We start from the raw sequence: 21,544 nt of genomic DNA, 5'->3' as shown, positions 1-21,544 counted from the left end.
TCTCAAACCTGCAGCCAGTACCAAACAAAGCGCCAATCGCTCAACCGGTACCCTGAGCGTCTGCTCCTAGCCGATAGCCGAAGTCTAGCCGCCTGCTTCGGCCGTTTGGCATCACGCCCAGCCGCGGCTGGAGTGAGCGGCACGCCTGAGTGCCCGCCGGCCATCGCCATTGCGGGTTTTCCCGTGGTCGCGCACCGAACTGGTGACAATGGCCCGCTATGCAAGAACCCCGCTTTTTCCACATGGCCCTGATCCTGGGCCTGCTCTCGGCCATCGGACCCTTTGCCATCGACATGTACCTGCCTGCGCTGCCCGAGATTGGCGCCAGCCTGGGGGCCAACGTGGGGGCGGTGCAGTGGAGCCTGACGGCATTTTTTGTCTCCCTGGGCGCGGGCCAGCTCTTTTACGGCCCCTTCTCCGACATGGTGGGCCGCAAGCCGCCGCTGTATGCCGGGCTGGTGGTCTTCACGCTGGCCAGCGTGGGCTGCGCGCTGGCCACCGACATCGAAACGTTGGTCGCACTGCGGTTTGTGCAGGGGCTGGGGGCGGCGGCGGGCATGGCGATTCCGCGCGCGGTGGTGCGCGACTTGCACACGGGCACCGAGGCGGCGCGCCTCATGTCGCTGCTGATGCTGGTGTTCAGCATTTCGCCGCTGCTGGCGCCGCTGGCGGGCAGCGGGGTGATTGCGCTGGCGGGCTGGCGTGGCGTGTTCTGGGCGGTGGCCGTGGCTGCCGTCGCGGGCTTGCTGCTGGTGTCCCAGGGCCTGCGCGAAACGCGGCCTGCGGCCGAGCGGCTGGAGAGCAGCCTGGCCAGTGCGCTGTCGGGCTACTGGCTGCTGCTGCGCGACGGGCACTACCTGGGGCTGGTGTTCATTGGTGGCTGCTCGATGGCGGGGTTCTTCGTGTACCTGGCCAGCTCGCCGTTCGTGCTCATCAACCACTACGGGCTCACGCCGGTGCAGTACAGCCTGGCTTTCTCCGTCAACGCCGCCGCCTTTTTTGCCGCTGCGCAGTTCAACGCCAAGCTCGGGCGCCGCTTCGGCATGGTGCCTACCGTGAAGGCGGCCGTGACGGGCGCGGCCGTGGTGATGATCGCCATGCTGTCGTACTACCTGACGGGTGGCGATGAATTGGCCGTGCTGCTGTCGCTGTACTTTGTGGCCAGCGCGCTGATGGGGCTGGTCATCCCCACCACCTCAGTGCTGGCACTTGAAGAGCACGGCGCGATTGCGGGCACGGCGTCTGCCCTCTTGGGCACCCTGCAGATGCTGGTGGGCGCCGCGGCCATGGGGGTGGTGGGTTTGTTTGCTAACGGCAAGCCACTGCCCATGGTGGTGGGCATGGCCAGCGGGGCACTGGCGGGGTTTGTGCTGACCTGGATCACGCTGGGGCGCAGTCGCCCCGCGCGGGTGCCGGCGTGAGGATGTTGCTGCTCCTGGATCAAGCGCTATTAAATAAATAGCTGCTAGCGCTTATGGAACAAGCGCTAGCGGCCAATTTGACTTGAAAAACATTCGGCTGGCGACCGTCACGGCCGTTCGGGCCGTCTTACCCGCACCACCTGTCGCCGAGATCAACCACGCCGTGCGGCGTTCTTGCCCGGGCTGCGCCGGCCCAGCGCGTGGATCAACGCCGGCACCTGCGCTGACAGCTCGCGCGCCAGATAACCCAGCGTGCCCTGGTCCCGCGCCAGCGCTGCGCCCGCCCGCGCGTGCAGCAGCACACCCCAGGCGCAAGCATGCAGCGGCGGCGCTCCGCGTGCGGCCAGCCCGCCGATGAGCCCGGCCAGTGTGTCGCCCGAGCCCGAGGTCGCCAGCCCCGGCGTGCCCCCGGCAAACCGCAGCGCGCTGCCGTCGGGCTGGGCAATGTAGGTAGTGCTGCCCTTGAGCGCCACGCAGGCGCCCCAGCGCTGGGCGGCGGCCAGCACCGTGGCCAGCGGGTCGTCCAGCACGGCCTCTTTCGACAGGCCCGTCAGGTGCGCCATCTCGCCCGCATGCGGCGTCATCACCACAGGCTGGTCGAAAGGGGTGTCGCCCACGGCGGACATCGCATACGCATCCAGCACCACGGTGCTCTCGCGAAACAGCGGCAGCATCGTGCGCACAAACGCGACGCTGCGCGCCTCGTCCAGCATGCCGGGGCCCAGCACCACCGCGCTCACTTGGGCGGCCAGCGGGCCCAGGCGGTCGCAGTCACGCGCAGCAAAACCGCCGCCGCGGGTCTCGGCCAGGCCCATCACGCGGGCTTCAGGGATGGCCAGCGCCAGTCCCTGGGCCACCCGTTCGGGCGCGGCCACCGTCAGCTTGCCGGCACCGGCGCGCAGCGCGGCAATGGCCGCCAGCAGCGCGGCGCCGGGCATCTCGTGGCTGCCTGCCACCACCAGCACATGACCCCGTGTTTCCTTGTCGGCGTGGTCGCCAGGGTCGGGCAAGGGCCAACGCGAAAGCAGCGCTTCGGTCAGCGCGCGCGGGCGGGGCAGACGACCGCTGCCAGCCGGTTGGAGTGCAGGAGTGGGCATGGGGCTCAGGGGCTGGGGGCTGCGGACTCGTCCGGCTCGCGCGTCACCGGAGTCTGCGCGTCGCGCAGCGGTGCAAGAAAGTTGGCCTGCACCAAGTGCATGGCCTTATCGGTCCGGCCTTCGTCGGCTGCATGCGCGCGGTAGATGGTCACGGCGCAATTGGGCACATCGCCCTGGCGGTCGATGTCCAGGATCTCCTGTTCGGTCATATGCTCGATCAGGTAGCGCATGCAGTTGACGATGACCTGGTGTGCCACCACCAGCACACGCTGTCCGGCGTATTCGCGCGTCACCATCTCCTGCAGGCTGCGCAGCCGCAGGATCACGTCGCACCAGCTCTCGCCGCCGGGCGGGCGAAAGTAGAACTTGCCCACGTGGGTGCGCTGTTCATGCAGCTTGGCGTGTTGTTGCTGGATGCCAAAGCGGGTGAGGCGGTCGAGGATGCCGAACTCTTTTTCACGCAGGCGTTCGTCCAGCCGCAGCGTCACATGCTCAAGCCGGCTGTGCTGCGCAACCAGCTGCGCCGTCTGCTGCGCGCGCACGTAGGGTGAGCACAGGATGACCTGGGGCTGTGCGTCCACCGGCTGGCGGCCAAACCATTCGCCCAGGGCCACCGACTGCGCGGTGCCCAGGTCGGACAGCGGCACGTCGATGTCGCGCCACGCGAGATCGATGGTCTCCAAACCGGCGGCCTCGGCCGTGTCGCGGGCCACATTGCCCGCGCTCTGGCCGTGCCGCACCACCCACAGGATTGATGGCCAGCGTGTCTCCATGGCGCTCGACTAACTGCCGGAACGGCGTGAAGAGCTCGGCAATCCGGCAACGCTGGAAGTCCCGCGCAGCAATTTGCCCATCACGCCGTCGCGGCCCGACGCGGCGCGCGCGATCAGTGCGCCGCCGACCAGCCGGCCTACCGTCTTGCCGACCAAGCCTTTGCGGCGACCGGCGCCGCGCAGGATCAGAAGGCCCGCACCCAGGGTCAGCCAGTGCTCGCCGGGGAAGCCGGGGCGAGCGTTGCCGGGCTGCTGGGCTTTGTGTACCGCGTCTCTGATGTCTTGGGGGATGTCCATGGCGTAGTTCTGCTGGTTGAAGAGCGTTCATCGTGTCGCAACGCGGCGGCACCGCGGTGTCGGCGTTGGGTGTTGTCGCAGGTGATCCGCGTCCTACACCGGCGCCCCCGCACACGCCGCTGCCCTGGTCACCCACGCTGGGTGACCGCCGCATGTCACCCAGCGCTGGGTGACACCGCCGCATTTGCGCAGGATTGCTACTGGCCTGCAGCGGCCCGCATCGGCGCACCTGACACACCGCAGGCCTGCGCCACGGCCTGCGCCAGCGCATGCACCGAGCGCGGCGCGCAGCCTTCGGCGTGATTGCTGATGGTGACGAACGCGTTCTGCCCTCTGCTGGTGATGCCGGCGATAGCCTTCGCCAGCGCGGCCCGCGTTTCAAGGTCAGGGTGGTGCAAGCGGTCGTACGGGCTGTACAGCCGCTCCGCTTCCTCGTAACCGTAGGGCCCAAACACCGGGTTCAGGTTCCAGCGGCAGACCAGCGGGCCGGGCCACAGCGCGCGCAGCAGCGGAAGCTGGTCTTGCAGCGACGGCATCTTGGGGTGCAGGCCCAGGCAGTAGGTGGCGCCGGCATCGCGCAACACGGCAGCAAATTCGGGCGTGAGCCATTCCGGGTCGCGCACCTCCACGGCCAACACGCCGTCGGGTGCGTGTGGGGCCAGCGCCGGCTGCGCCGCGAGCATGGCGCGCAGGCGCACCAGCAGTTCGTGCATGCGGTCCAGCTGCGCCAGCGGCAGCGGGCTGATCTGGAACACCAGGGCCCCGAGCTTGCGGCCCAGGCCCTGCAGGGCGGGCTCCACAAATTCGCTGCGGGCCAGGTCGGGGTTCAAAAAGGCGGGGTTGGGCTGGCGGCCGCGGCCGTCTTCGCTGCGCACCAGGGCGTCGGTCACCAGGCTCGGCGCCTTGACCACAAAGCGGAAGTCGTCGGGCACCTGTGATGCGTAGCGCTCGTATTCGCTCACCGTGAGCGGGCGGTAGAAGCCGCGGTCGATGCTGACCGTGCGCGCCAGCGGGTGCTGCGCATACACCGCGAGGCCTTGCCGGGCCAGCATCGATTCGGAATGTGCGCCTTCCCACACCAGGCCCTGCCAGCCCGGGTAGCTCCACGACGACGTGCCCAGCCGCAGCTGCGGGGGCAGGGCCGCAGCGAGGGACTTGAGGCCGTCGAGGCCGGGGGCAGGGTGGACGCCAGTGCGGCGAGGGGGCTTGGCGGGTGCTGATTCGCTGTCTTCTTGGTCCGGCGCCGGTGCGCGGGTCTGGGCCTCGGGTGCACCCGTGCCCCCAGCTGCTGGCGCGGGGGGCATGTCGGGCGGGCCACCAAACAGGTCGTTTTGCATGGGGGTCATCGACAGTAGAGGCGGTCGGATGGTGGGTGCGGTGCGACAGATGGGCGCGCGCCTCACAAACCTCCGAACAGCCCACCCTCGTTCAGCAGCTCGTACGTGATCTCCGGGCGCTGGTCCATGCTTTTGCGGATCGCGGCGGGAATGGCCTGGCGCGTCTTGCGGCACAGGCCGGGCTGCTCCAGCACCAGGATCGCGATACCGCGCAGGCTGCGCACTTCGTGGGGGCTCAACGTGATGGACAGGCGCACACCCAGCTGCTGCTCCAGGCGCTCCTGCATGCGGCGCAGGTCGGCCAGGCTTGCCAGGTTTTCCAGCCGTTCAAGCAGCTTTTTCTCTTCGCTGCGGGTAAGCCGCAGGATGCGATGGTCGCCCTGCGGTGACGCGAGCAACGCGTCACGATCACACACACAAGTGCCAGGCGGGCATTCGGTGCGGATGGGGAAGGTGAGGGGGGACGCAGGGTTCATGGCCAGCCGGCATTCTAGGGAGCGTTTGGATGCGCGCCAGGTATTTGCGCTGGCGCGGCGAGGCGCCGGGGTGCCTTGGGCTTGGCGCGCCTGCCCGCGCCGGGCACCCAAAACTCCTGTGGCAAACTCGCGCGCTTCGCGTTTTGTTTGTTTGAATCGAGTCAGAGAGAGTTCGCCCCCATGCAGCAGATCATTCGCCAGTTGGCCTCGGAAGTAAGGGTTAGTGAAGCACAGGTGCGCACCGCGGTGGAGCTGCTGGACGGCGGGGCGACGGTTCCTTTCATCGCGCGCTACCGCAAGGAAGTGACCGGTGGCCTGGACGATATCCAGCTTCGCGAGATCGAAGCCCGCCTGTCGTACCTGCGCGAACTCGAAGACCGCCGCGCTGCGGTCTTGAAGAGCATCGACGAGCAGGGCAAGCTCACGGACGTGTTGCGGGCTGCGATTGCCGCCGCCCCCACCAAACAGGAGCTGGAAGACATCTACCTGCCCTTCAAGCAAAAGCGCCGCACCAAGGGCCAGATCGCCCGCGAATTCGGTATCGAACCGCTGGCCGACATGCTGTTTGCCGACCCCACGCTCGACCCCGCCAAGGAGGCCGCGGCCTTCACCAAGCCCGCTGAAGTGCTGGACGATGGCAAGCCCGGCGCCGATTTCTCGACGGTGCCGGCAGTGCTCGACGGCGTGCGCGACATCCTGAGCGAGCGCTGGGCAGAAGACGCGGTGCTGGTGCAGAGCCTGCGCGAATGGCTGTGGGCCGAAGGGCTGCTGCGCAGCAAAAAGGTCGAGGGCAAGAACGAGAACGACCCTGAAGTCTCCAAGTTCCGCGATTACTTCGAATACGACGAACCGATCGGCCGCGTGCCGTCGCACCGCGCGCTGGCCGTGTTCCGCGGCCGCGGGCTGGAGATTCTGGAAGCCAAGCTGGTGCTGCCTGTCGAGCCTGAGCCGGGCAAGCCCAGCCTGGCCGAAGGCAAGATCGCCCTGCACCTGGGCTGGAGCCATGCAGGCCGCCCCGCCGACGACCTGATCCGCAAGAGCGTGGCCTGGACCTGGCGCGTGAAGCTGTCGCTGTCGACCGAGCGCGACCTGTTCGCCCGCCTGCGCGACGACGCCGAGAAGGTGGCGATCAAGGTGTTTGCCGACAACCTGCGCGACCTGCTGCTGGCCGCACCTGCCGGCCCGCGCGTGGTGATGGGGCTGGACCCCGGCATCCGCACGGGCGTGAAGGTGGCCGTGGTGGACGCCACGGGCAAGCTGGTGGAGACGGCCACCGTGTTCCCGCACGAGCCACGCCGCGACTGGGAAGGCTCGCTGCACACCCTGGCCAAGCTGGCTGAAAAACACGGCGTGAACCTGATTGCGATTGGCAACGGAACGGCCAGCCGCGAGACCGACAAGCTGGCCGCCGACCTCATCAAGTTGGCGGCCAAGGTGGACCGCGCGATTGAAAAAGTGGTGGTGAGCGAAGCTGGCGCGTCCGTCTACTCTGCCAGCGAATACGCCTCGCAAGAGATGCCCGATGTGGATGTGAGCCTGCGCGGCGCGGCCTCCATCGCCCGCCGCCTGCAGGACCCGCTGGCCGAACTGGTCAAGATCGACCCCAAGAGCATCGGCGTGGGCCAGTACCAGCACGACGTGAACCAGAGCGAGCTGGCCCGCACCCTGGGCACGGTGGTGGAAGACTGCGTGAACTCGGTGGGCGTGGACCTGAACACGGCCAGCGTGCCGCTGCTCTCGCGCGTGTCGGGCCTGTCGGGCAGCGTAGCCAAGGCCGTGGTGCGCTGGCGCGAGGCCAACGGCGCGTTCAAGAGCCGCAAGCAACTGATGGACGTGGCTGGCCTGGGCGCCAAGACCTTTGAGCAGAGCGCGGGCTTTCTGCGCATCCGCGGCGGCGAGAACCCGCTCGATATGACCGGCGTGCACCCCGAGACCTACCCCGTGGTCGAGCAGATCATGGCAAAGACCGGCAAGCCCGTGGCCGAAATCATGGGCCGCGCCGACATGCTCAAGACCTTGAAGCCCGAGCTGTTCGCCAACGAAAAATTCGGCGTTATCACCGTCAAGGACATCCTGGCCGAGCTGGAAAAGCCCGGCCGCGACCCGCGCCCGGACTTCAAGGTGGCGCGCTTTAACGATGGTGTGGAAGACATCAAAGATTTGAAGGAAGGCATGATTCTGGAGGGCACCGTGAGCAACGTGGCCCAGTTCGGCGCCTTCATCGACCTGGGGGTGCACCAGGACGGCCTGGTGCATGTGAGCCAGCTGGCGCACAAGTTCGTGAACGACGCGCGCGAAGTGGTCAAGACCGGCGACATCGTCAAGGTCAAGGTCATGGAGGTGGACGTGGAGCGCAAGCGCATCGGCCTGTCGATGAAGCTGGGCGACGCGCCGCCGCGTCAGGCCGGTGACCGTGGTGCCCCGCGTGACAACCGCTTTGAGGGCGCGGGCCGCGGCTACGCGCAGCCGCAGCGCCGGGGGCCGGAGCCCACGCAGCAGTCTGCAATGGCATCCGCATTCGCAAAGTTGCAACAGGCCAAGGGCCGCTAGTCCGGGGACCGGAGCAGGGGCCCATAATCGCCAGCAACCGAAACTCTGGCGCCTGATCTACATGGAGTTGAACGCACTGCTGGCCCAACCCGTGGCACTGCCCAGCCTTCCGCGCGCCGTGGCGCTGCTGATGAGCGAGCTGGCCCATGAGGACCCCAGCCTGCGCCGCCTGAACCAGCTTTTCGGCACCGACCCGGCGCTGGCCGGGCGCCTGCTGGAGCTGGCCAATTCCCCCACCTTCCAACTGCCCCGCCAGATCGCGGGCATCCCCGAAGCGCTGGCGCTGCTGGGCACGGCCCAGGTGCGCGCGCTGGTGAACTCGGCGCCGCTCGGCACCACGTCGCGGTCGGTGCCGGGGGTGAACATGCAGCAGTTCTGGCGCTACAGCCTCAACACCGCCAAGCTCGCGCGATCGCTGGCGGGCATTGCGCAGCAGAACCAGATTGCGGCCTACACCGCGGGCCTGCTGCACAGCCTGGGTGAACTCGTCATCCACCTGGCCGACCCTGACAAGGCGCAGTCGGTCAACACGCTGGTGGCGCCGTTTGACCTGCGGCGCGGCAAGATCGAGCAGCGCATCTTTGGCTACTGTTACGGCCACGTCACCGCCGGGCTGGCACGCCGCTGGCAACTGCCCGAGGTGGTGGTGGATGCCCTGCAGCACCAGAGCGCGCCCTTTGACAGCAACGTGTACGAGCCGCTGGCCGGCGTGATCCACCTGGCCTCGTGGCGCGCCCGGGCGCGCGAGGCGGAGCTGGGCGAAAGGGAACTCGCTGTGTCCTTCCCGGGCGAAGTCGGCCTGACGCTCGGGCTGGACATCGACATGGTGTTGCAGCAGGACCCCATCGACTGGACTGCCAGGCCCGAGTCTGGCGAGGACTACGTGGTCTGAGAGCGCGCGGGCCGCGCCCCTGCAGCGGCCTTGGCATGTCGGGCATGTTGAGCCTTCAAACATTTCGCCCCGACCTTCACCTCACAGTGTTCGTGGCCGGCACTCCCACAGGCGACATTTCCGAACCACACGCTTTGCGACAATGCCGCGCATGAAAGCCTTGCGCATCCATGCCGGCCCCCGCGCCCGCCAACACCTTGAACAACACGGCCTGCAGCCCGGCGATGTGGGCGTGATCCCTGGGGCTGCGGGTGGCCCTAAGGGGCTCATCCTCGGGCCGCTGGACCGGTTCATCTTTGGCGAATGGCTGCCGCAGTCCAGCCAGCCGGTGCACCTGGTCGGCGCCTCCATCGGTGCGTGGCGCATGGCCACGGCCTGCCTGCAGCAATCCGTGGCCGCGTTCGAGCGGCTGGAGCACGACTACATCCACCAGGACTACGAGCTGCCGCCCGGCAAGAAGCGGCCCACGGCGGCGCATGTGAGCGAGCGGTTTGGCAAGAACCTGGAGGCCTTCTACGGCGGCAGGGTTGCCGAGGTCTTGGCGCACCCGCGCTACCGGCTGCACATCGTCACGTCACGCGGCCGGCACATGCTGCGGCGCGAGCATGGCGTGGCCACCCCGCTAGGGTACTTCGGTGCGTTTTTGACGAACACCGTGCACCGCAAGGCGATGGGCGCGTGGCTGGAGCGCGTGGTGTTCTCGTCGCCGGATGTGCCCGGCGGGTGCGATGCTGGCGGCCCCAATGCATGCGCGGTCTTGCCGTTTGCCACGTCGGACTACCGCACGCGGCAGGTGCTGCTCACGGGCGGCAATTTCATGCCTGCGCTGCAGGCCAGCTGCTCGATCCCCTTCGTGCTGCAGGCCGTGCACAACATCCCGGGCGCACCACCCGGGGCGTATTGGGATGGCGGCATCACCGACTACCACCTGCACCTGGCCTACGGCAAGCAGTTAAACCGTGATGCTACAAAAATAATAGCTAATGGCGCTTATCCATCCAGCGCTGGAGGCCAAAAAGACTCCATAAACCAGTCCCGTGCCTCGGCCGGCCTGGTGTTGTACCCCCACTTCCAACACCGTGTGGTGCCCGGGTGGCTGGACAAGGGGCTCAAGTGGCGCCACCGTTCCACGGCCGCGCTCGACAACATGGTGGTGCTTTCACCCGACCCGGACTGGGTGCGCACGCTGCCCAACGCCAAGCTGCCCGACCGCAACGACTTCACCCACTATGGGACCGACGCCGCCGCGCGGGCCAAAGCCTGGCTGGCGGCCACGCGGGCCAGCCAGCAGCTGGTGGACGAGTGGGCGGATTGGCTCCAGCGGCCGGACATGCGCGTGGTGCAGCCGCTGTAGGGGTGCGCGCGGCCGGCCGGCCGGCCGGCGGGCAGCCAGGCCAGCGCTAGCCCGTCACGGCCGCATGCCACCGTGGGGTGTGCCGGGGCGCCGCGCGGCATCCTGCACGGCCTTGGCCGCGTGGCGCGCAGCGTGGTCGCGCGCCCAGCTCAGCACCTCGTGCGCGGGCATGGGCCGGGCAATGCCGTAACCCTGGCCGCGCTCGCAGCCCAGCTCCAGCAGTTTTGCGCACTGCTCGGCCGTCTCCACGCCTTCGGCCACCACATGCCGCTCGAAGGCGGCCGCGAGGGCAACGATGGCGCTCACCAGCGTGAGGTCGTCGCCGTCGTCCAGGATGCCGCGCACAAACGACTGGTCGATCTTGATCGTCTCGGCCGGCAGGCGCTTGAGGTAGGACAGCGACGAGAATCCGGTGCCAAAGTCATCGAGCGCAAAACGCACCCCCAGCGCCTGGCAGCTTTGCATCATGTGGCGCATGTACTGCATGTCCTCCAGCGCGGCAGATTCGAGAATCTCGAGCTCCAGCCGCGTGGGCGAGACCTCGGGGCAGGTGTGCAGGATGTCCTTGAGCCGGTCCACGAAATTGGGCCGGTGGAAGTGCGCCGCGGCGATGTTCACGCTGACCTCCCACAGCATGCCGGCATCGGTCCACTGCCGCATCTGCGTGAGCGCCTGGCGCAGCACCCATTCACCCAGTTCCACCTCCAGCTCGGCGTCTTCGATCAGCGGCAGCACATGCTGCGGGCCCAGCAGGCCCTGGTCCGGGTGCTGCCAGCGCAGCAGGGCCTCCAGCCCCAGGATCTCGCCGGTGCGCAGGTTGATCTTGGGCTGGTAGTGCAGCACCAGCTCGCCCGCATGCAGCGCCTGGGCCACGCGCGTCTGGCGGGTGTGCTGGGTCTGCACTGCGTGGTCCAGCTGCACATCAAACACATGCATCTGATTGCGGCCAAAACTCTTGGCCTGGCACATGGCCTGGTCGGCGTGGCGCAGCAGGGTGTCGGGGTTGGCATCGTCCTGCGGGAACACCGCCACGCCCACGCTCACCGTGGTGTAGAGCACGCGATCGTCGATGGCGTATGGCGCGGCCAGCTGCTGCATGAGCACGCTCACACGCGCCGCGATGGTGGGCACGTCGGTCTGCTCGCCCAGCAGCAGCACGAACTCGTCGCCCCCCATGCGCGCCACCGCATCCTGCGGCGTGATGAAGGCGCCCAGGCGCCGCGCGGTCTCCTTGAGCAGGCGGTCGCCCACGCGGTTGCCATGGGCGTCGTTCACGGCCTGGAAGTGGTCGAGGTCGAGCATGCACACGGCCAGCAGCGTGCCCTTTTGCCGGGCCACAAAGATCGCGTGGGTGAGGCGCTCGGCCAGCGCGGCGCGGTTGTACAGCCCCGTCAGCGCGTCGTGGCGGGCGTGCCAAGAGATCTGGTTGCGCAGGTCGCGCGTCTCGGTCACGTCGCGGAACACCAGCACGCAGCCCACGGCCGTGCCGTCGCCCTTGCGGATCGCCGACGCCGTGTACTCGATCGCATAGCGCTCGCCGGAGCGGTGCATCAGCACCTCGTGCGTGACCTGCTGGAGCGTGCCGGGCACGGTGTCGCGCTCGGCGGCCGAGCTGGCGTTGCGGCTGGCCAGGTCTTCATACAGGCGAAACACGTCGTCGAGCTGGCGACCCACGGCCTGGTCGGCGGTGAAGCCGGTCATGAGCTGCGCGGCTTCGTTGATGCTGTCGATGCGGCCCACCAGGTCGGTGGTGATGACGCCATCGCCGATGGAGGCCAGCGTGACTTCTGCGCGCTCTTTCTCGGCGCGCAGGGCCTCTTCGGCGCGCTTGCGTTCGGTCACGTCCACCAGCGTGCCGATGGTGCCGGCGACCGTGCCCCGCGTGGTGGTGAAAGGCGCTTCGTAGTACGCCATGTCGCGCGCCGGCTGGTGGTTGGCCGGGCGGATGCGGATCTCGTTGTCCAGCGCCTGCGCGATCTGTGCCGAGCGTTCGGGGGACAGCTCTTCAGGATAGGCGGGCGCCGAGGTGTGGCCGTTTTTGGCGTTGCCGGGCACATGGAACAGCCGCCGCCAGGCGCGGTTGACCTCGAGGTACGTGCCATTGGCATCACGCACAAACACGGGCAGGGGCAGGGCGTCGATCAACTGGCGCGTGAAGTGCAACTGCTCGCTTTGCAGATGCTGGGTTTCGCGCAGCGAGAGGACGAGCGACTGGACCTTGCCCGCCATGTCGTTGAAGGTCTCGGCCATGGCGCGCGACTCCAGCGTGCCGGCCACCTCCATGCGGGTGTCCAGCCGCCCGTGGCGGAACGCGTTGGTCGCCTCGGCCAGGCGCCGCAGCATGCGCGCATTGGCGCGCAGCAGCAGCGTGAGCAGAAACAGGATCGTGAAGATGTTGAGCGCCGAGATGCGCAGCTGCACCACCACCGTGTCCCAGACATGGTTGATGAGCGGGGCGGCCTGCAGCGCCACCGACAGGCGCCCCGTCTGGCCCCCCACCACGGCCTGGCCGAACTGCTGCACTGGCGGGTCGATCTGCACCCACTGGGCAAACCATGCCGGGGCGCCGCTCGGTACTGCGGGTGCCGTGGCTTCTACCTCGGGCTGGCCCGGCACCTGCCACTTGAGCGTCCCGATCCACGGCCCCAGCCGCGCCAGCCCATCGTTGAGCAGGGTGGCGGCCGCGTCCAGGTCGACCGGGGGCAGCTCAGCCAGCCCCGGCAGCAGCGCATCGCCCGCGCGGCGCAGCTCGATAGCCCCCTGGCGGCGCACCTCCTGGATCTCGGTCGCCACGAGGTAGTGGTAGCGCACCGCACTGACGAGCAGGATGATCAGGACGATGGGGACATACAGCCGGGGGTAGGTGCCCCGAAGGAGCCAGGTGCTGAGTTTTCCGGTGCGCATCGCCCAAGACCCTCTCCCCCCGAACACCAGGGTAATAAATTGTTAATCGATTGTGATCGGTGCGAGTCTAGCGCGGAGTGAGGGGGCGATGGCGGGAGTTGGACAGCGCAATCCCGTGTGCCGACGAACGGCGAGCCAGGGCCGTGGTTTGTGGGTTGGCGCGAACGCGGCACCTGCCCTCGGTTGGGCTGACAGGTACCACGGCGTGCCTCAATGCAGGCAGCGCCTGCACGCGCTACAGCGATTGCTGCAGGATCTCGCGGTATTCCTCGGGCGTGGCCACGCGCGGGTTGGTCTTGTGGCAGTGGTCTGCCATCGCGCCCTTGATGATGTCGTCGAACATGCTCTCGGTCACGCCCATGGCGGCCAGGCCCGTGGGCAGGCCCAGGCGCGCGCTCATGTCGCGGATCGCGTCGGGGATGTCGGTGGCAGAGGCCAGGCCCATCGCATGTGCCATGCGCTGCAGCCGCTTTTCTTTTTGCACCGACTCGGCGCTGGCATTGAAACGGACGATGGCGGGCAAGAAGATGGCGTTGAGCGTGCCGTGGTGCAGGCGCGGGTTGACACCGCCCAGGCTGTGGCTGAGCGAGTGCACCGCCCCCAGGCCTTTCTGAAACGCCATCGCGCCTTGCATGCTGGCGCTCATCATGTGCAGGCGTGCGTCGCGATCGCTGCCGTTCTTCGTCGCGGGTTCGATGTGCGCCCAGCCGCGCGTGAGGCCGTCGAGCGCAATGCCGTCGGCCGGGGGGTTGAACGCGGCAGACATAAAGGTTTCCATGCAGTGCGCAATCGCATCCATGCCGGTGGCAGCGGTCAGCGCAGGGGGCAGGCCCAGCGTCAGCTCGGGGTCGCAGATGGCGGTCTTGGGCACCAGGTTCCACGAATGGAAGCCCAGCTTGCGGTGGTCATCCACGATGATGATCGCGCCGCGCGCCACTTCGCTGCCGGTGCCGCTGGTGGTGGGCACGGCGATCAGCGGCGCAGCGCGCTCGGTGATGCGTGGAGAGCCGCCTTCGATCGTGGCGTAGTGCGTGAGCGGCCCTTCGTGTGTGGCAGCGATGGCGATGCCCTTGGCGCAGTCGATGGCCGAGCCGCCGCCCACGGCAATGAGGCCGTCGCAGCCCTGGGCCTTGTACACCTCCACGGCTGCGCGCACGGCGGCTTCCGTGGGGTTGGCGGGGGTCTGGTCAAACACTGCCACCGGCAGGCCGGTGAGCGCATCCAGCGCCTTTTGCAGCACGCCCGCGGCCTTGACGCCCGGGTCTGTCACCACCAGCGGGCGGGTGATGCCCACGCGCTCGCATTCCTGCTGGAGCAGCTTGACGGCGCCAAATTCGAACTGGATCTGCGTGACGTAGTAGATGAAAGCCATGGTGGTGTGGGTGGGGTGTTGCGTTTACGATGCGCCGCCAAGCCAAGAACTCTACAACCCGGAGGCCCGCATGACCACGCAGCAAACCCGCATTTCCCTCGCCCTGGCAGCCGCCGCCGTCGCTTTTGCGACAACTGCGCAAGCCGATTGTTTGACCGACGCGCAGGCCGCCGACCTGGTGGCGAACTATGTGGCCAAGACCCCGGCCGCCAACCCGCAGAACCTGTCGGACGCCGACGCAGCCTGTACGCGCGGCAAGGTCAATCAGCTGCTCGCGCAGCGCCTGGGCAAGGTGGTGGGCTACAAGGCCGGGCTCACCAACCCGGCGGTGCAAAAGCGCTTCAACACCGACAAGCCCGTGTGGGGAAAGCTCTACGAAGGAATGATCCTGCCCAGCGGCGCATCGGTGGACGCGGCCTTTGGCGCCCGCCCGCTGTACGAGGCCGACATGCTGGTGCGCGTGAAAAGCGCGGCCATCAACCACGCCAAGACCCCCATGGAAGTGCTCGACGCCGTGGACCAGGTCATCCCCTTCATCGAACTGCCTGACCTGATGGTGCAGGCCCCGCCCCAGCTCAACGGTGCCGGCGTGGCCGCCATCAACGTCGGCGCACGGCTTGGGGTGGCCGGGGCACCGCTGGCGGTGCCCAGCTACCGGGGCGAGCGTTTTGCACTGCTGCAGGCGCTGGCCGACATGAACGTGTCGCTCACCGACGGCGGCGGCGCGCGCCTGGGAGGCGGCAAGGGCAGCGACATCCTGGAGCACCCGCTCAACGCCGTGGTGTGGCTGGCCGGCGCGCTACAGCAAGAGGGGCTGAGCATGCAACCCGGCGATCTCATCAGCCTGGGCTCGTTCTCGCCGCTGCTGCCGCCCAAGGCGGGTCTGTCGGTGACGGCCACCTATGACGGCCTGCCCGGCGCGACCCCCGTGCGTGTGACTTTCAAATAGGCGCCAGCGCCAACGCCCCTCTGCGCGTGCCTGTTTGCGGGCTTGCGCAGGCAGCCTTCTCCGAGACTCGACCTTGACGACCGATCTGCCCATCCACCAAACCCGACTGACCCCACAGATGCGCAGCGTGCTGCAGCGCATGGCCCGCGCGGGGCACGCACCTTTGCACACCCGCTCGCCGCAGGATGCACGCGTGGCCTATCAGGCGGGTGCCGATGTGCTCGAGGTGCCCAAGGCCGTACTCGCACGCGTCGAGGACTTGCACATCCCCGCGCGCGACGGGCATGCGTTGCCAGCCCGGCTCTATGCACCGAGCACCGTCGCTGGTTTGCCGCTGCTGCTGTACATGCACGGCGGCGGCTTCACCATCGGCAACATTGCCACGCACGACATTCTGTGCCGCGAGCTCGCGCGGCTCTCAGGCTGCATGGTGGTGTCGCTGGACTACCGTCTGGCGCCGGAACACCGATTTCCCACCGCGAGCAACGATGCCTGGGATGCGCTCGCGTGGCTGGCGGCCCATGCCGGCGAGCTGGGCGCAGATCCCGCGCGCCTGGCCGTCGGAGGCGACAGCGCGGGCGGCACGCTGGCCGCCGTGAATGCCATCCTGGCGCGCGATGCCGGGCTGCCGCTGGCGTTGCAGCTGCTGTTCTACCCCGGCTGCGCTGCGCACCAGGACACGCCGTCGCACACCACCTTCGCGCACGGCCTGGTGCTGGAGGAGCCTGCCATCAGCTGGTTCTTTGGCAACTACGTACACAGCCGCGCCGAGCGTGAGGACTGGCGCTTTGCCCCGCTGCACGCGCCCGACGTGGACGGCGTCGCGCCCGCCTGGGTGGGCCTGGCCGAGTGCGACCCGCTGGTGGATGAAGGCGTGGACTATGCCGACAAGCTGCGGCTTGCGGGCGTGCCGGTCGACCTTGAGATCTACCGCGGCGTGACGCACGAATTCATCAAGATGGGCCGCGCGATTCCTGAGGCGCGCCAGGCCCATGCCGATGCCGCGCGCGCGCTGCGCGGTGCCTTTGGCATGCCGTCATAAAAAACTGGAGACCCCCACACCATGCAACGCAGTGATTTCCGCTTCTTCCACCGCCTGCGCGTGCGCTGGGCTGAGGTGGACATGCAAAAGATCGTATTCAACGCCCACTACCTGATGTACGTCGACACCGCCATGTCCGACTACTGGCGGGCGCTGGCATTGCCGTACGAGGACAGCATGCTGACCCTGGGCGGCGAGATGTATGTGAAGAAGGCGACGGTGGAATACCACGCGTCGGCGCGGCTGGATGACACGCTGGACGTGGGCCTGAAGTGCGCGCGCATCGGCAACTCGTCGTGCCTGTTTGTGGCGGGCATCTTCAGCGGCGACCGGCTCTTGATCTCGGCCGAGCTCGTCTATGTGTTTGCCGACCCGGCCACACAGACATCGCGCCCCGTGCCGCCCACGCTGCGCGCCATCTTTGAAGGTTTTGAAGCCGGCCACGACATGGCCGAGGTCAAGACCGGCGACTGGAACACGCTGGGCCGCGACGCGGGCCGCGTGCGCACGGCTGTGTTTGTGCGCGAGCAGGGTATTCCGGCTGAGATCGAGGCTGACGCACACGACATCTCGGCGCGCCACGCGGTGGTCTACAACCGCCTGGGCATGCCGATTGCCGCGGGGCGGCTGCTGCAGCCCCAGCCCGGCACCGGCCGCATTGGCCGCATGGCGGTAGACCGGTCGGTGCGCGGCGGCCGCTGGGGGCGCCAATTGCTCGACGCCTTGGTGGGCGCGGCCCGTGCGCGGGGCGATAGCGAGGTGCAACTGCATGCGCAGCGCAGCGCCGAAGGCTTCTATCGCCGTGCCGGATTTGTGCTGACAGGCGAGCCCTGGGAGGAAGCCGGCATCGCGCACATTGCGATGGTGCAGCGGCTGTAGGCTACAAGCAAGCCGTAGACTTGATGCTATAAAAAAGTGAGCTGCTAGCGCTTGTAGGGCAAGCGCTAGCGCCGCTTTTGACCTAAATTTATGCGCCGGGAGGCTCATGCCGCCTCCAGCGTAGTTCACCGTGCCCCAGGGCCGTCAAAACCGTGCGACAGCGGCTCAGATATCGTCGAGCAACGCGTAGGGCAGGGGGTGCAGCGTCAGCGCCACCCCATCGGAAGCGCCCACCTGCAAGCCGTCTTGTGCCGCCGCAATCTGCAGCGACACGATGGCGTCGAAACCGCCACCGGGGGCGGGCGCTGACTGCACCACCGTGCCACAGGGCTGCTCCAGGTCGTTGGTGCTGAACACCTCGGCGCCGACGGCGACCTCGGCGGCGGCGTGCACGATGTACGCGCGCCGCTTGAGCGTGCCGCGGAACTGGCTGCGCGCCACCACCTCCTGGCCCGGGTAGCAGCCCTTCTTGAAGTTCACGCCACCCACGGATTCGTAGTTGAGCATCTGCGGCACAAAGGCTTCGACCACGGGCGTGGTCAGCGTGGCGATGCCGCTCTTGATCTCGCTCCACAGCCACAGGGCCGGGTCCAATGCAGCGCCAGCGGGCGCAGGTTCTGCCGCCGGCGCCACCCACAGTGCGCGCGGCTGGCCGTCGACCGGGTACAGGTGCACCACCGATGCCGCACCGATGTCCGACTTGACCCATGCGGGCTGAGGGCCTGCGGGCAGGGCGGCGACCGCATCGCCCACCAGGCCGTAGAGCGCAAAGTCGCCGGTTGCGTCCGTCAACTTGGCCTTGGCACGCAGCACAAACATCGACAGGCGCTTGAGCGTGGGTGGCAGCAGATCAAGGCTGCACACCAGCAGCACCTCGCTGGCGCTGCGCTTGAATCCGATGAATGTGGCCTGCATCCGGCCCTTGGCCGACAGAAAGGCCGCTAGGCGCGCATCGCCCATGCCGAGCAGTGCGAAATCCTGGGTGAGCTGGCCGTGCAGGAACTTGGCGGCGTCTTCGCCTTCCACGCGAATCACGCCGAGGTGGGACAGGGGGGCAATACCGTTCAAGGGGGAAGTCATCGCTGAATTATGATGCCCGGCTCTACACATACATTCATCAGGGTTGTGCGACGTTTCTTTGTTTTGATCGCGCTGGTTTTGATTGCCGCGGGCGGCGCCGCCTTCTGGTGGTTGCATGAGCCGTTGGTGGCGGGGGGCGAGCCGCTCGAGCTGGCGATCGAACCCGGCACCACCCCGCGAGGCATCGCCCGCGATGTGGTGTCCGCTGGCGCCAAGACCGACGCGCGCCTGCTGTACCTGTGGTTCCGCTTTTCGGGGCAGGACCGGGCCATGAAGGCCGGCAATTACGAGATCCCGCCGGGCACCACGCCGCGCAGCCTGCTGCAGAAACTGGTGCGTGGCGAAGAATCCCTGCGTGCCCTGACCATCGTCGAGGGGTGGAACTGGCGGCAGGTGCGTCAGGCGCTGGCCAAAGAGGATCAACTCAAGCCCGATGCCGCCAAGCTCACCGACGAAGCCCTGATGGCACAGCTGGGCCGCCCGGGTGTGCACCCCGAGGGGCGGTTTTTTCCGGACACCTACGCCTACGCCAAGGGATCGAGTGACATCGCCCTGCTGCGCCGCGCGATGCATGCGATGGACCGCAAGCTCGAAGCCGCCTGGGCCCAGCGCGCGGCCGACACGCCGCTCAAGTCTGCGAGCGAGGCGCTGATCCTGGCCAGCATCGTCGAGAAGGAAACCGGCCGCGCGAGTGATCGCGGGCAAATTGCCGGCGTGTTTGCGAACCGTTTGCGCACCGGCATGCTGCTGCAGACCGACCCGACAGTCATCTACGGTCTGGGCGAAAAATTTGACGGCAATCTGCGCAAGCGCGACCTACTGGCCGACACGCCCTGGAACACCTACACCCGCGCGGGCCTGCCGCCCACCCCCATCGCCATGCCGGGCAAGGCCGCGCTGCTGGCCGCCGTGCAGCCAGAGGCTACGCGCGCCCTCTACTTTGTGGCCAAGGGCGACGGCACCAGCCACTTCAGCGCATCGCTCGAAGAGCACAACCGCGCGGTCAACCGCTACCAGAAGGGCGCGCAGTGACGCGGGGCCTGTTCATCACGTTTGAGGGCATCGATGGCGCGGGCAAGTCCTCGCACATCGAGGGGCTGGCAGCGGCGTTCCGCGCCCAGGGCCGCACCGTCACCGTGAGCCGTGAGCCCGGAGGCACGCCCCTGGCAGAGAAGCTGCGTGAAATGGTGCTGAGCGATCCCATGGACCCGCTCACCGAATCGCTGCTGATCTTTGCGGCGCGGCGCGACCATTTGCTCAACGTGATCGAGCCGGCCCTGGCGCGCGGCGACGTGGTGCTGTGCGACCGTTTTACCGATGCGACCTTCGCTTACCAAGGCGGGGGGCGGGGCTTCGATATCAGTGTGCTATCAACTTTGGAGCGCATGGCCCAGACAGGACTTGCGCCAGAGGCCGATTTGATGCGTGAACCGGACCTGACGGTGTGGTTTGACCTGGCGCCCGAGCTTGCAGCGCAGCGGCTGGCCGGTGCGCGTGTGCCGGACCGTTTCGAGTCCCAGCCGGTCGAGTTTTTCCGCCGCGTGGCACAAGGTTATGCCGACCGCGCCGCGGCAGCGCCGCAGCGTTTTGCGCGCCTGGATGCGGCGCAGGACCGCCACCGCGTGTGGCAGCAGTTGACCGCCGTTTTCGTGCGCAAGGGCTGGCTGGCGATCATGGTGGCGTCGCAAGGGGGCCCGCAATGAGCGATGCCGCGCCCGCGACCGCTCTGGCTCCATGGATTGCCGCGCAGCGCACCAGCCTGCTCGCGCAGCGCGGACACGCTTGGCTGCTGCAGGGCCCGTCGGGCCTGGGCCAGTACGCGCTGGGCCTGGAGCTGGTGCGCGCATGGCTGTGTGATGCGCCCACCGCGCACGGCGCCTGCGGCCAGTGCGGCAGCTGCCACGCCATCAGCGTCCGCACGCATGCCGACCTGTGTGTGCTGATGCCCGAGGTGCAGATGATGGCGCTGGGCTGGCCGCTGTCTGAAAAAGCGCAGGCCGACATCGACGACAAGAAGCGCAAGCCCAGCCGCGAGATCCGCGTGGAGGCCATGCGGGATGCCGTCGAGTTTGCACAGCGCACATCGGCACGGGGGCGGGGCAAGGCGGTACTGGTGTACCCGGCCGAGCAGATGAACCACATCACGGCGAACGCTTTGCTCAAGACGCTGGAGGAGCCGCCAGGCGATGTGCGTTTTGTGCTGGCCAGCGAAGCGGCGCACCAGCTGTTGCCCACCATCCGCAGCCGTTGTCTGGGCCACGCGATGGTCTGGCCCGGCGAGGCCGACATGCTGCAGTGGCTGGGCATGCAGGGCGTGGGCGACGACGCGGCGAGAGCGTTTTTGCGCGCGGCCGGCGGCCGGCCCGACGACGCCCTGGCCTGGGCCCAGTCCGGACGCAGCCCACAGGCCTGGTCGGCCTTGCCGCAGGCCATGGCCAAGGGCGACGTGACGGCCCTGGGCGACTGGGCGCCGCCCCAGGTGATTGATGCGCTGCAAAAGCTCTGCCACGACCTTCTGGCCGCCAGCGTGGGCGCCGCGCCGCGCTACTTTGCGCCGGCCGACCTCCCCAAGGCGCTGCCGCCCCTGGCCGCGCTCACCCGCTGGTCGCGCGCGCTGTCCAAGGCGGCGCGCACGGCGGAGCATCCGTTCAACGCCGGGCTCATGCTGGAGGCGCTTGTCGCCCAGGCGCGAAACACCCTACACTCCAGGCAACCCGCCGCCAGCCCCCACTCATGAGCAGTCCATCCACCGCACCCCGTCCCAGCGTCATGCAGCTGGCCATCAAGGAGAAAGGGGCCTTGTACGCGGCCTACATTCCCTTTTTTGCCGAAGGGGGCATTTTTGTCCCCACCCAGCGCGACTACAAGCTGGGCGATGATGTTTACGTGTTGTTGACCCTGCCGGACGACACCCAGCGCTACCCGGTCGCGGGCCGCGTGGCCTGGGTCACCCCGGCCCGCGCAGCGGGCAACCGCACGCAGGGTGTGGGGATCCAGTTCCCCAAGGACGAAAAATCGCGCCAGCTCAAGGCCAAGATCGAGGAACTGCTGGGCACCGCCCTCGGGTCTGACCGCCCGACGCAGACGATCTGACGCCACCGGCTTCCTCGTGCCGACCCGC

The 21,544-nt window shown here is 68.0% G+C and carries 19 protein-coding genes; 11 read left to right on the top strand and 8 right to left on the bottom strand.

Features of this window, described 5'->3' with window-relative positions; translation table 11 throughout:
• Positions 1 to 242 precede the first annotated feature (242 nt).
• Entirely contained in the window at positions 243 to 1,421 is a 1,179-nt protein-coding gene (locus ACSQ3Q_RS13660) for a multidrug effflux MFS transporter (protein ID WP_436134909.1), read from the top strand.
• Between the two features lie 152 nt (positions 1,422 to 1,573).
• Here the strand turns inward: ACSQ3Q_RS13660 and ACSQ3Q_RS13655 are convergent, their stop codons facing one another.
• The 5 genes from ACSQ3Q_RS13655 to ACSQ3Q_RS13635 form a co-directional block, all read right to left on the bottom strand.
• The gene (locus ACSQ3Q_RS13655; protein WP_436134908.1) at positions 1,574 to 2,518 is read right to left on the bottom strand and encodes an NAD(P)H-hydrate dehydratase; all 945 of its coding nucleotides are present in this window, start codon (positions 2,516 to 2,518) and stop codon (positions 1,574 to 1,576) included.
• Positions 2,519 to 2,523: 5 nt separating this feature from the next.
• A complete protein-coding gene (locus ACSQ3Q_RS13650; RefSeq protein WP_436134907.1) occupies positions 2,524 to 3,291 on the bottom strand; it encodes a histidine phosphatase family protein in 768 nt (255 codons plus the stop codon).
• A gap of 9 nt (positions 3,292 to 3,300) precedes the next feature.
• On the bottom strand, positions 3,301 to 3,588 hold the full coding sequence (locus ACSQ3Q_RS13645; RefSeq protein WP_436134906.1) for a hypothetical protein: 288 nt from the start codon (positions 3,586 to 3,588) through the stop codon (positions 3,301 to 3,303).
• Between the two features lie 197 nt (positions 3,589 to 3,785).
• The gene (locus ACSQ3Q_RS13640) at positions 3,786 to 4,925 is read right to left on the bottom strand and encodes a DUF72 domain-containing protein (protein WP_436134905.1); all 1,140 of its coding nucleotides are present in this window, start codon (positions 4,923 to 4,925) and stop codon (positions 3,786 to 3,788) included.
• 62 nt (positions 4,926 to 4,987) lie between these two features.
• Positions 4,988 to 5,401, bottom strand: coding sequence for a hypothetical protein (locus ACSQ3Q_RS13635; RefSeq protein ID WP_436134904.1), 414 nt, complete (start codon positions 5,399 to 5,401; stop codon positions 4,988 to 4,990).
• A 180-nt stretch (positions 5,402 to 5,581) separates the two neighbouring features.
• Between ACSQ3Q_RS13635 and ACSQ3Q_RS13630 the strand changes: the two genes are divergently transcribed.
• The 3 genes from ACSQ3Q_RS13630 (at position 5,582) to ACSQ3Q_RS13620 (ending at position 10,197) form a co-directional block, all read left to right on the top strand.
• Positions 5,582 to 7,951 (top strand): Tex family protein, encoded by a 2,370-nt coding sequence (locus ACSQ3Q_RS13630; RefSeq protein ID WP_436134903.1) that lies wholly within the window; start codon positions 5,582 to 5,584, stop codon positions 7,949 to 7,951.
• A 61-nt stretch (positions 7,952 to 8,012) separates the two neighbouring features.
• Positions 8,013 to 8,843 carry an HDOD domain-containing protein gene (locus ACSQ3Q_RS13625; RefSeq protein ID WP_436134902.1) on the top strand — a complete coding sequence of 277 codons (831 nt, stop codon included), beginning with the start codon at positions 8,013 to 8,015 and terminating at the stop codon, positions 8,841 to 8,843.
• Positions 8,844 to 8,994: 151 nt separating this feature from the next.
• Positions 8,995 to 10,197, top strand: coding sequence for a phospholipase (locus tag ACSQ3Q_RS13620; RefSeq protein ID WP_436134901.1), 1,203 nt, complete (start codon positions 8,995 to 8,997; stop codon positions 10,195 to 10,197).
• Positions 10,198 to 10,251: 54 nt separating this feature from the next.
• Here the strand turns inward: ACSQ3Q_RS13620 and ACSQ3Q_RS13615 are convergent, their stop codons facing one another.
• On the bottom strand, positions 10,252 to 13,101 hold the full coding sequence (locus ACSQ3Q_RS13615; protein ID WP_436134900.1) for an EAL domain-containing protein: 2,850 nt from the start codon (positions 13,099 to 13,101) through the stop codon (positions 10,252 to 10,254).
• 235 nt (positions 13,102 to 13,336) lie between these two features.
• Complete coding sequence (locus ACSQ3Q_RS13610) at positions 13,337 to 14,473, bottom strand: iron-containing alcohol dehydrogenase (protein ID WP_436134899.1); 1,137 nt, start codon at positions 14,471 to 14,473, stop codon at positions 13,337 to 13,339.
• Between the two features lie 70 nt (positions 14,474 to 14,543).
• Here ACSQ3Q_RS13610 and ACSQ3Q_RS13605 point away from each other — a divergent pair, with 70 nt between their 5' ends.
• The 3 genes from ACSQ3Q_RS13605 (at position 14,544) to ACSQ3Q_RS13595 (ending at position 17,343) form a co-directional block, all read left to right on the top strand.
• A complete protein-coding gene (locus ACSQ3Q_RS13605; protein WP_436134898.1) occupies positions 14,544 to 15,422 on the top strand; it encodes a 2-keto-4-pentenoate hydratase in 879 nt (292 codons plus the stop codon).
• A 118-nt stretch (positions 15,423 to 15,540) separates the two neighbouring features.
• The gene (locus ACSQ3Q_RS13600) at positions 15,541 to 16,464 is read left to right on the top strand and encodes an alpha/beta hydrolase (protein WP_436137002.1); all 924 of its coding nucleotides are present in this window, start codon (positions 15,541 to 15,543) and stop codon (positions 16,462 to 16,464) included.
• Between the two features lie 21 nt (positions 16,465 to 16,485).
• Positions 16,486 to 17,343 carry a YbgC/FadM family acyl-CoA thioesterase gene (locus tag ACSQ3Q_RS13595; protein ID WP_436134897.1) on the top strand — a complete coding sequence of 286 codons (858 nt, stop codon included), beginning with the start codon at positions 16,486 to 16,488 and terminating at the stop codon, positions 17,341 to 17,343.
• A 165-nt stretch (positions 17,344 to 17,508) separates the two neighbouring features.
• Here the strand turns inward: ACSQ3Q_RS13595 and ygfZ are convergent, their stop codons facing one another.
• A complete protein-coding gene (gene ygfZ / locus ACSQ3Q_RS13590; protein ID WP_436134896.1) occupies positions 17,509 to 18,423 on the bottom strand; it encodes a CAF17-like 4Fe-4S cluster assembly/insertion protein YgfZ in 915 nt (304 codons plus the stop codon).
• Between the two features lie 45 nt (positions 18,424 to 18,468).
• On the opposite strand from ygfZ, the gene mltG reads away from it, so the two are divergent.
• Genes mltG through ACSQ3Q_RS13570 form a run of 4 tightly spaced genes read left to right on the top strand, consistent with a single transcriptional unit; the run spans position 18,469 to position 21,516 of the window.
• On the top strand, positions 18,469 to 19,455 hold the full coding sequence (gene mltG / locus ACSQ3Q_RS13585) for an endolytic transglycosylase MltG (protein ID WP_436134895.1): 987 nt from the start codon (positions 18,469 to 18,471) through the stop codon (positions 19,453 to 19,455).
• Complete coding sequence (gene tmk / locus ACSQ3Q_RS13580) at positions 19,452 to 20,126, top strand: dTMP kinase (protein ID WP_436134894.1); 675 nt, start codon at positions 19,452 to 19,454, stop codon at positions 20,124 to 20,126. Before mltG ends, tmk begins: the two co-directional genes overlap by 4 nt.
• Entirely contained in the window at positions 20,123 to 21,160 is a 1,038-nt protein-coding gene (locus tag ACSQ3Q_RS13575) for a DNA polymerase III subunit delta' (RefSeq protein WP_436134893.1), read from the top strand. Before tmk ends, ACSQ3Q_RS13575 begins: the two co-directional genes overlap by 4 nt.
• Positions 21,157 to 21,516: a PilZ domain-containing protein gene (locus ACSQ3Q_RS13570; protein WP_063460474.1), complete on the top strand. Its 360-nt coding sequence runs from the start codon at positions 21,157 to 21,159 to the stop codon at positions 21,514 to 21,516. Before ACSQ3Q_RS13575 ends, ACSQ3Q_RS13570 begins: the two co-directional genes overlap by 4 nt.
• The last annotated feature ends 28 nt before the right edge of the window (positions 21,517 to 21,544 follow it).

It is taken from the genome of Acidovorax sp. LjRoot129 (assembly GCF_964253765.1).
GTDB lineage: Bacteria > Pseudomonadota > Gammaproteobacteria > Burkholderiales > Burkholderiaceae_C > Acidovorax.
The sequence above is the reverse complement of the archived record's forward strand: the minus strand, read 5'-3'. Positions and strand labels throughout refer to the sequence as shown.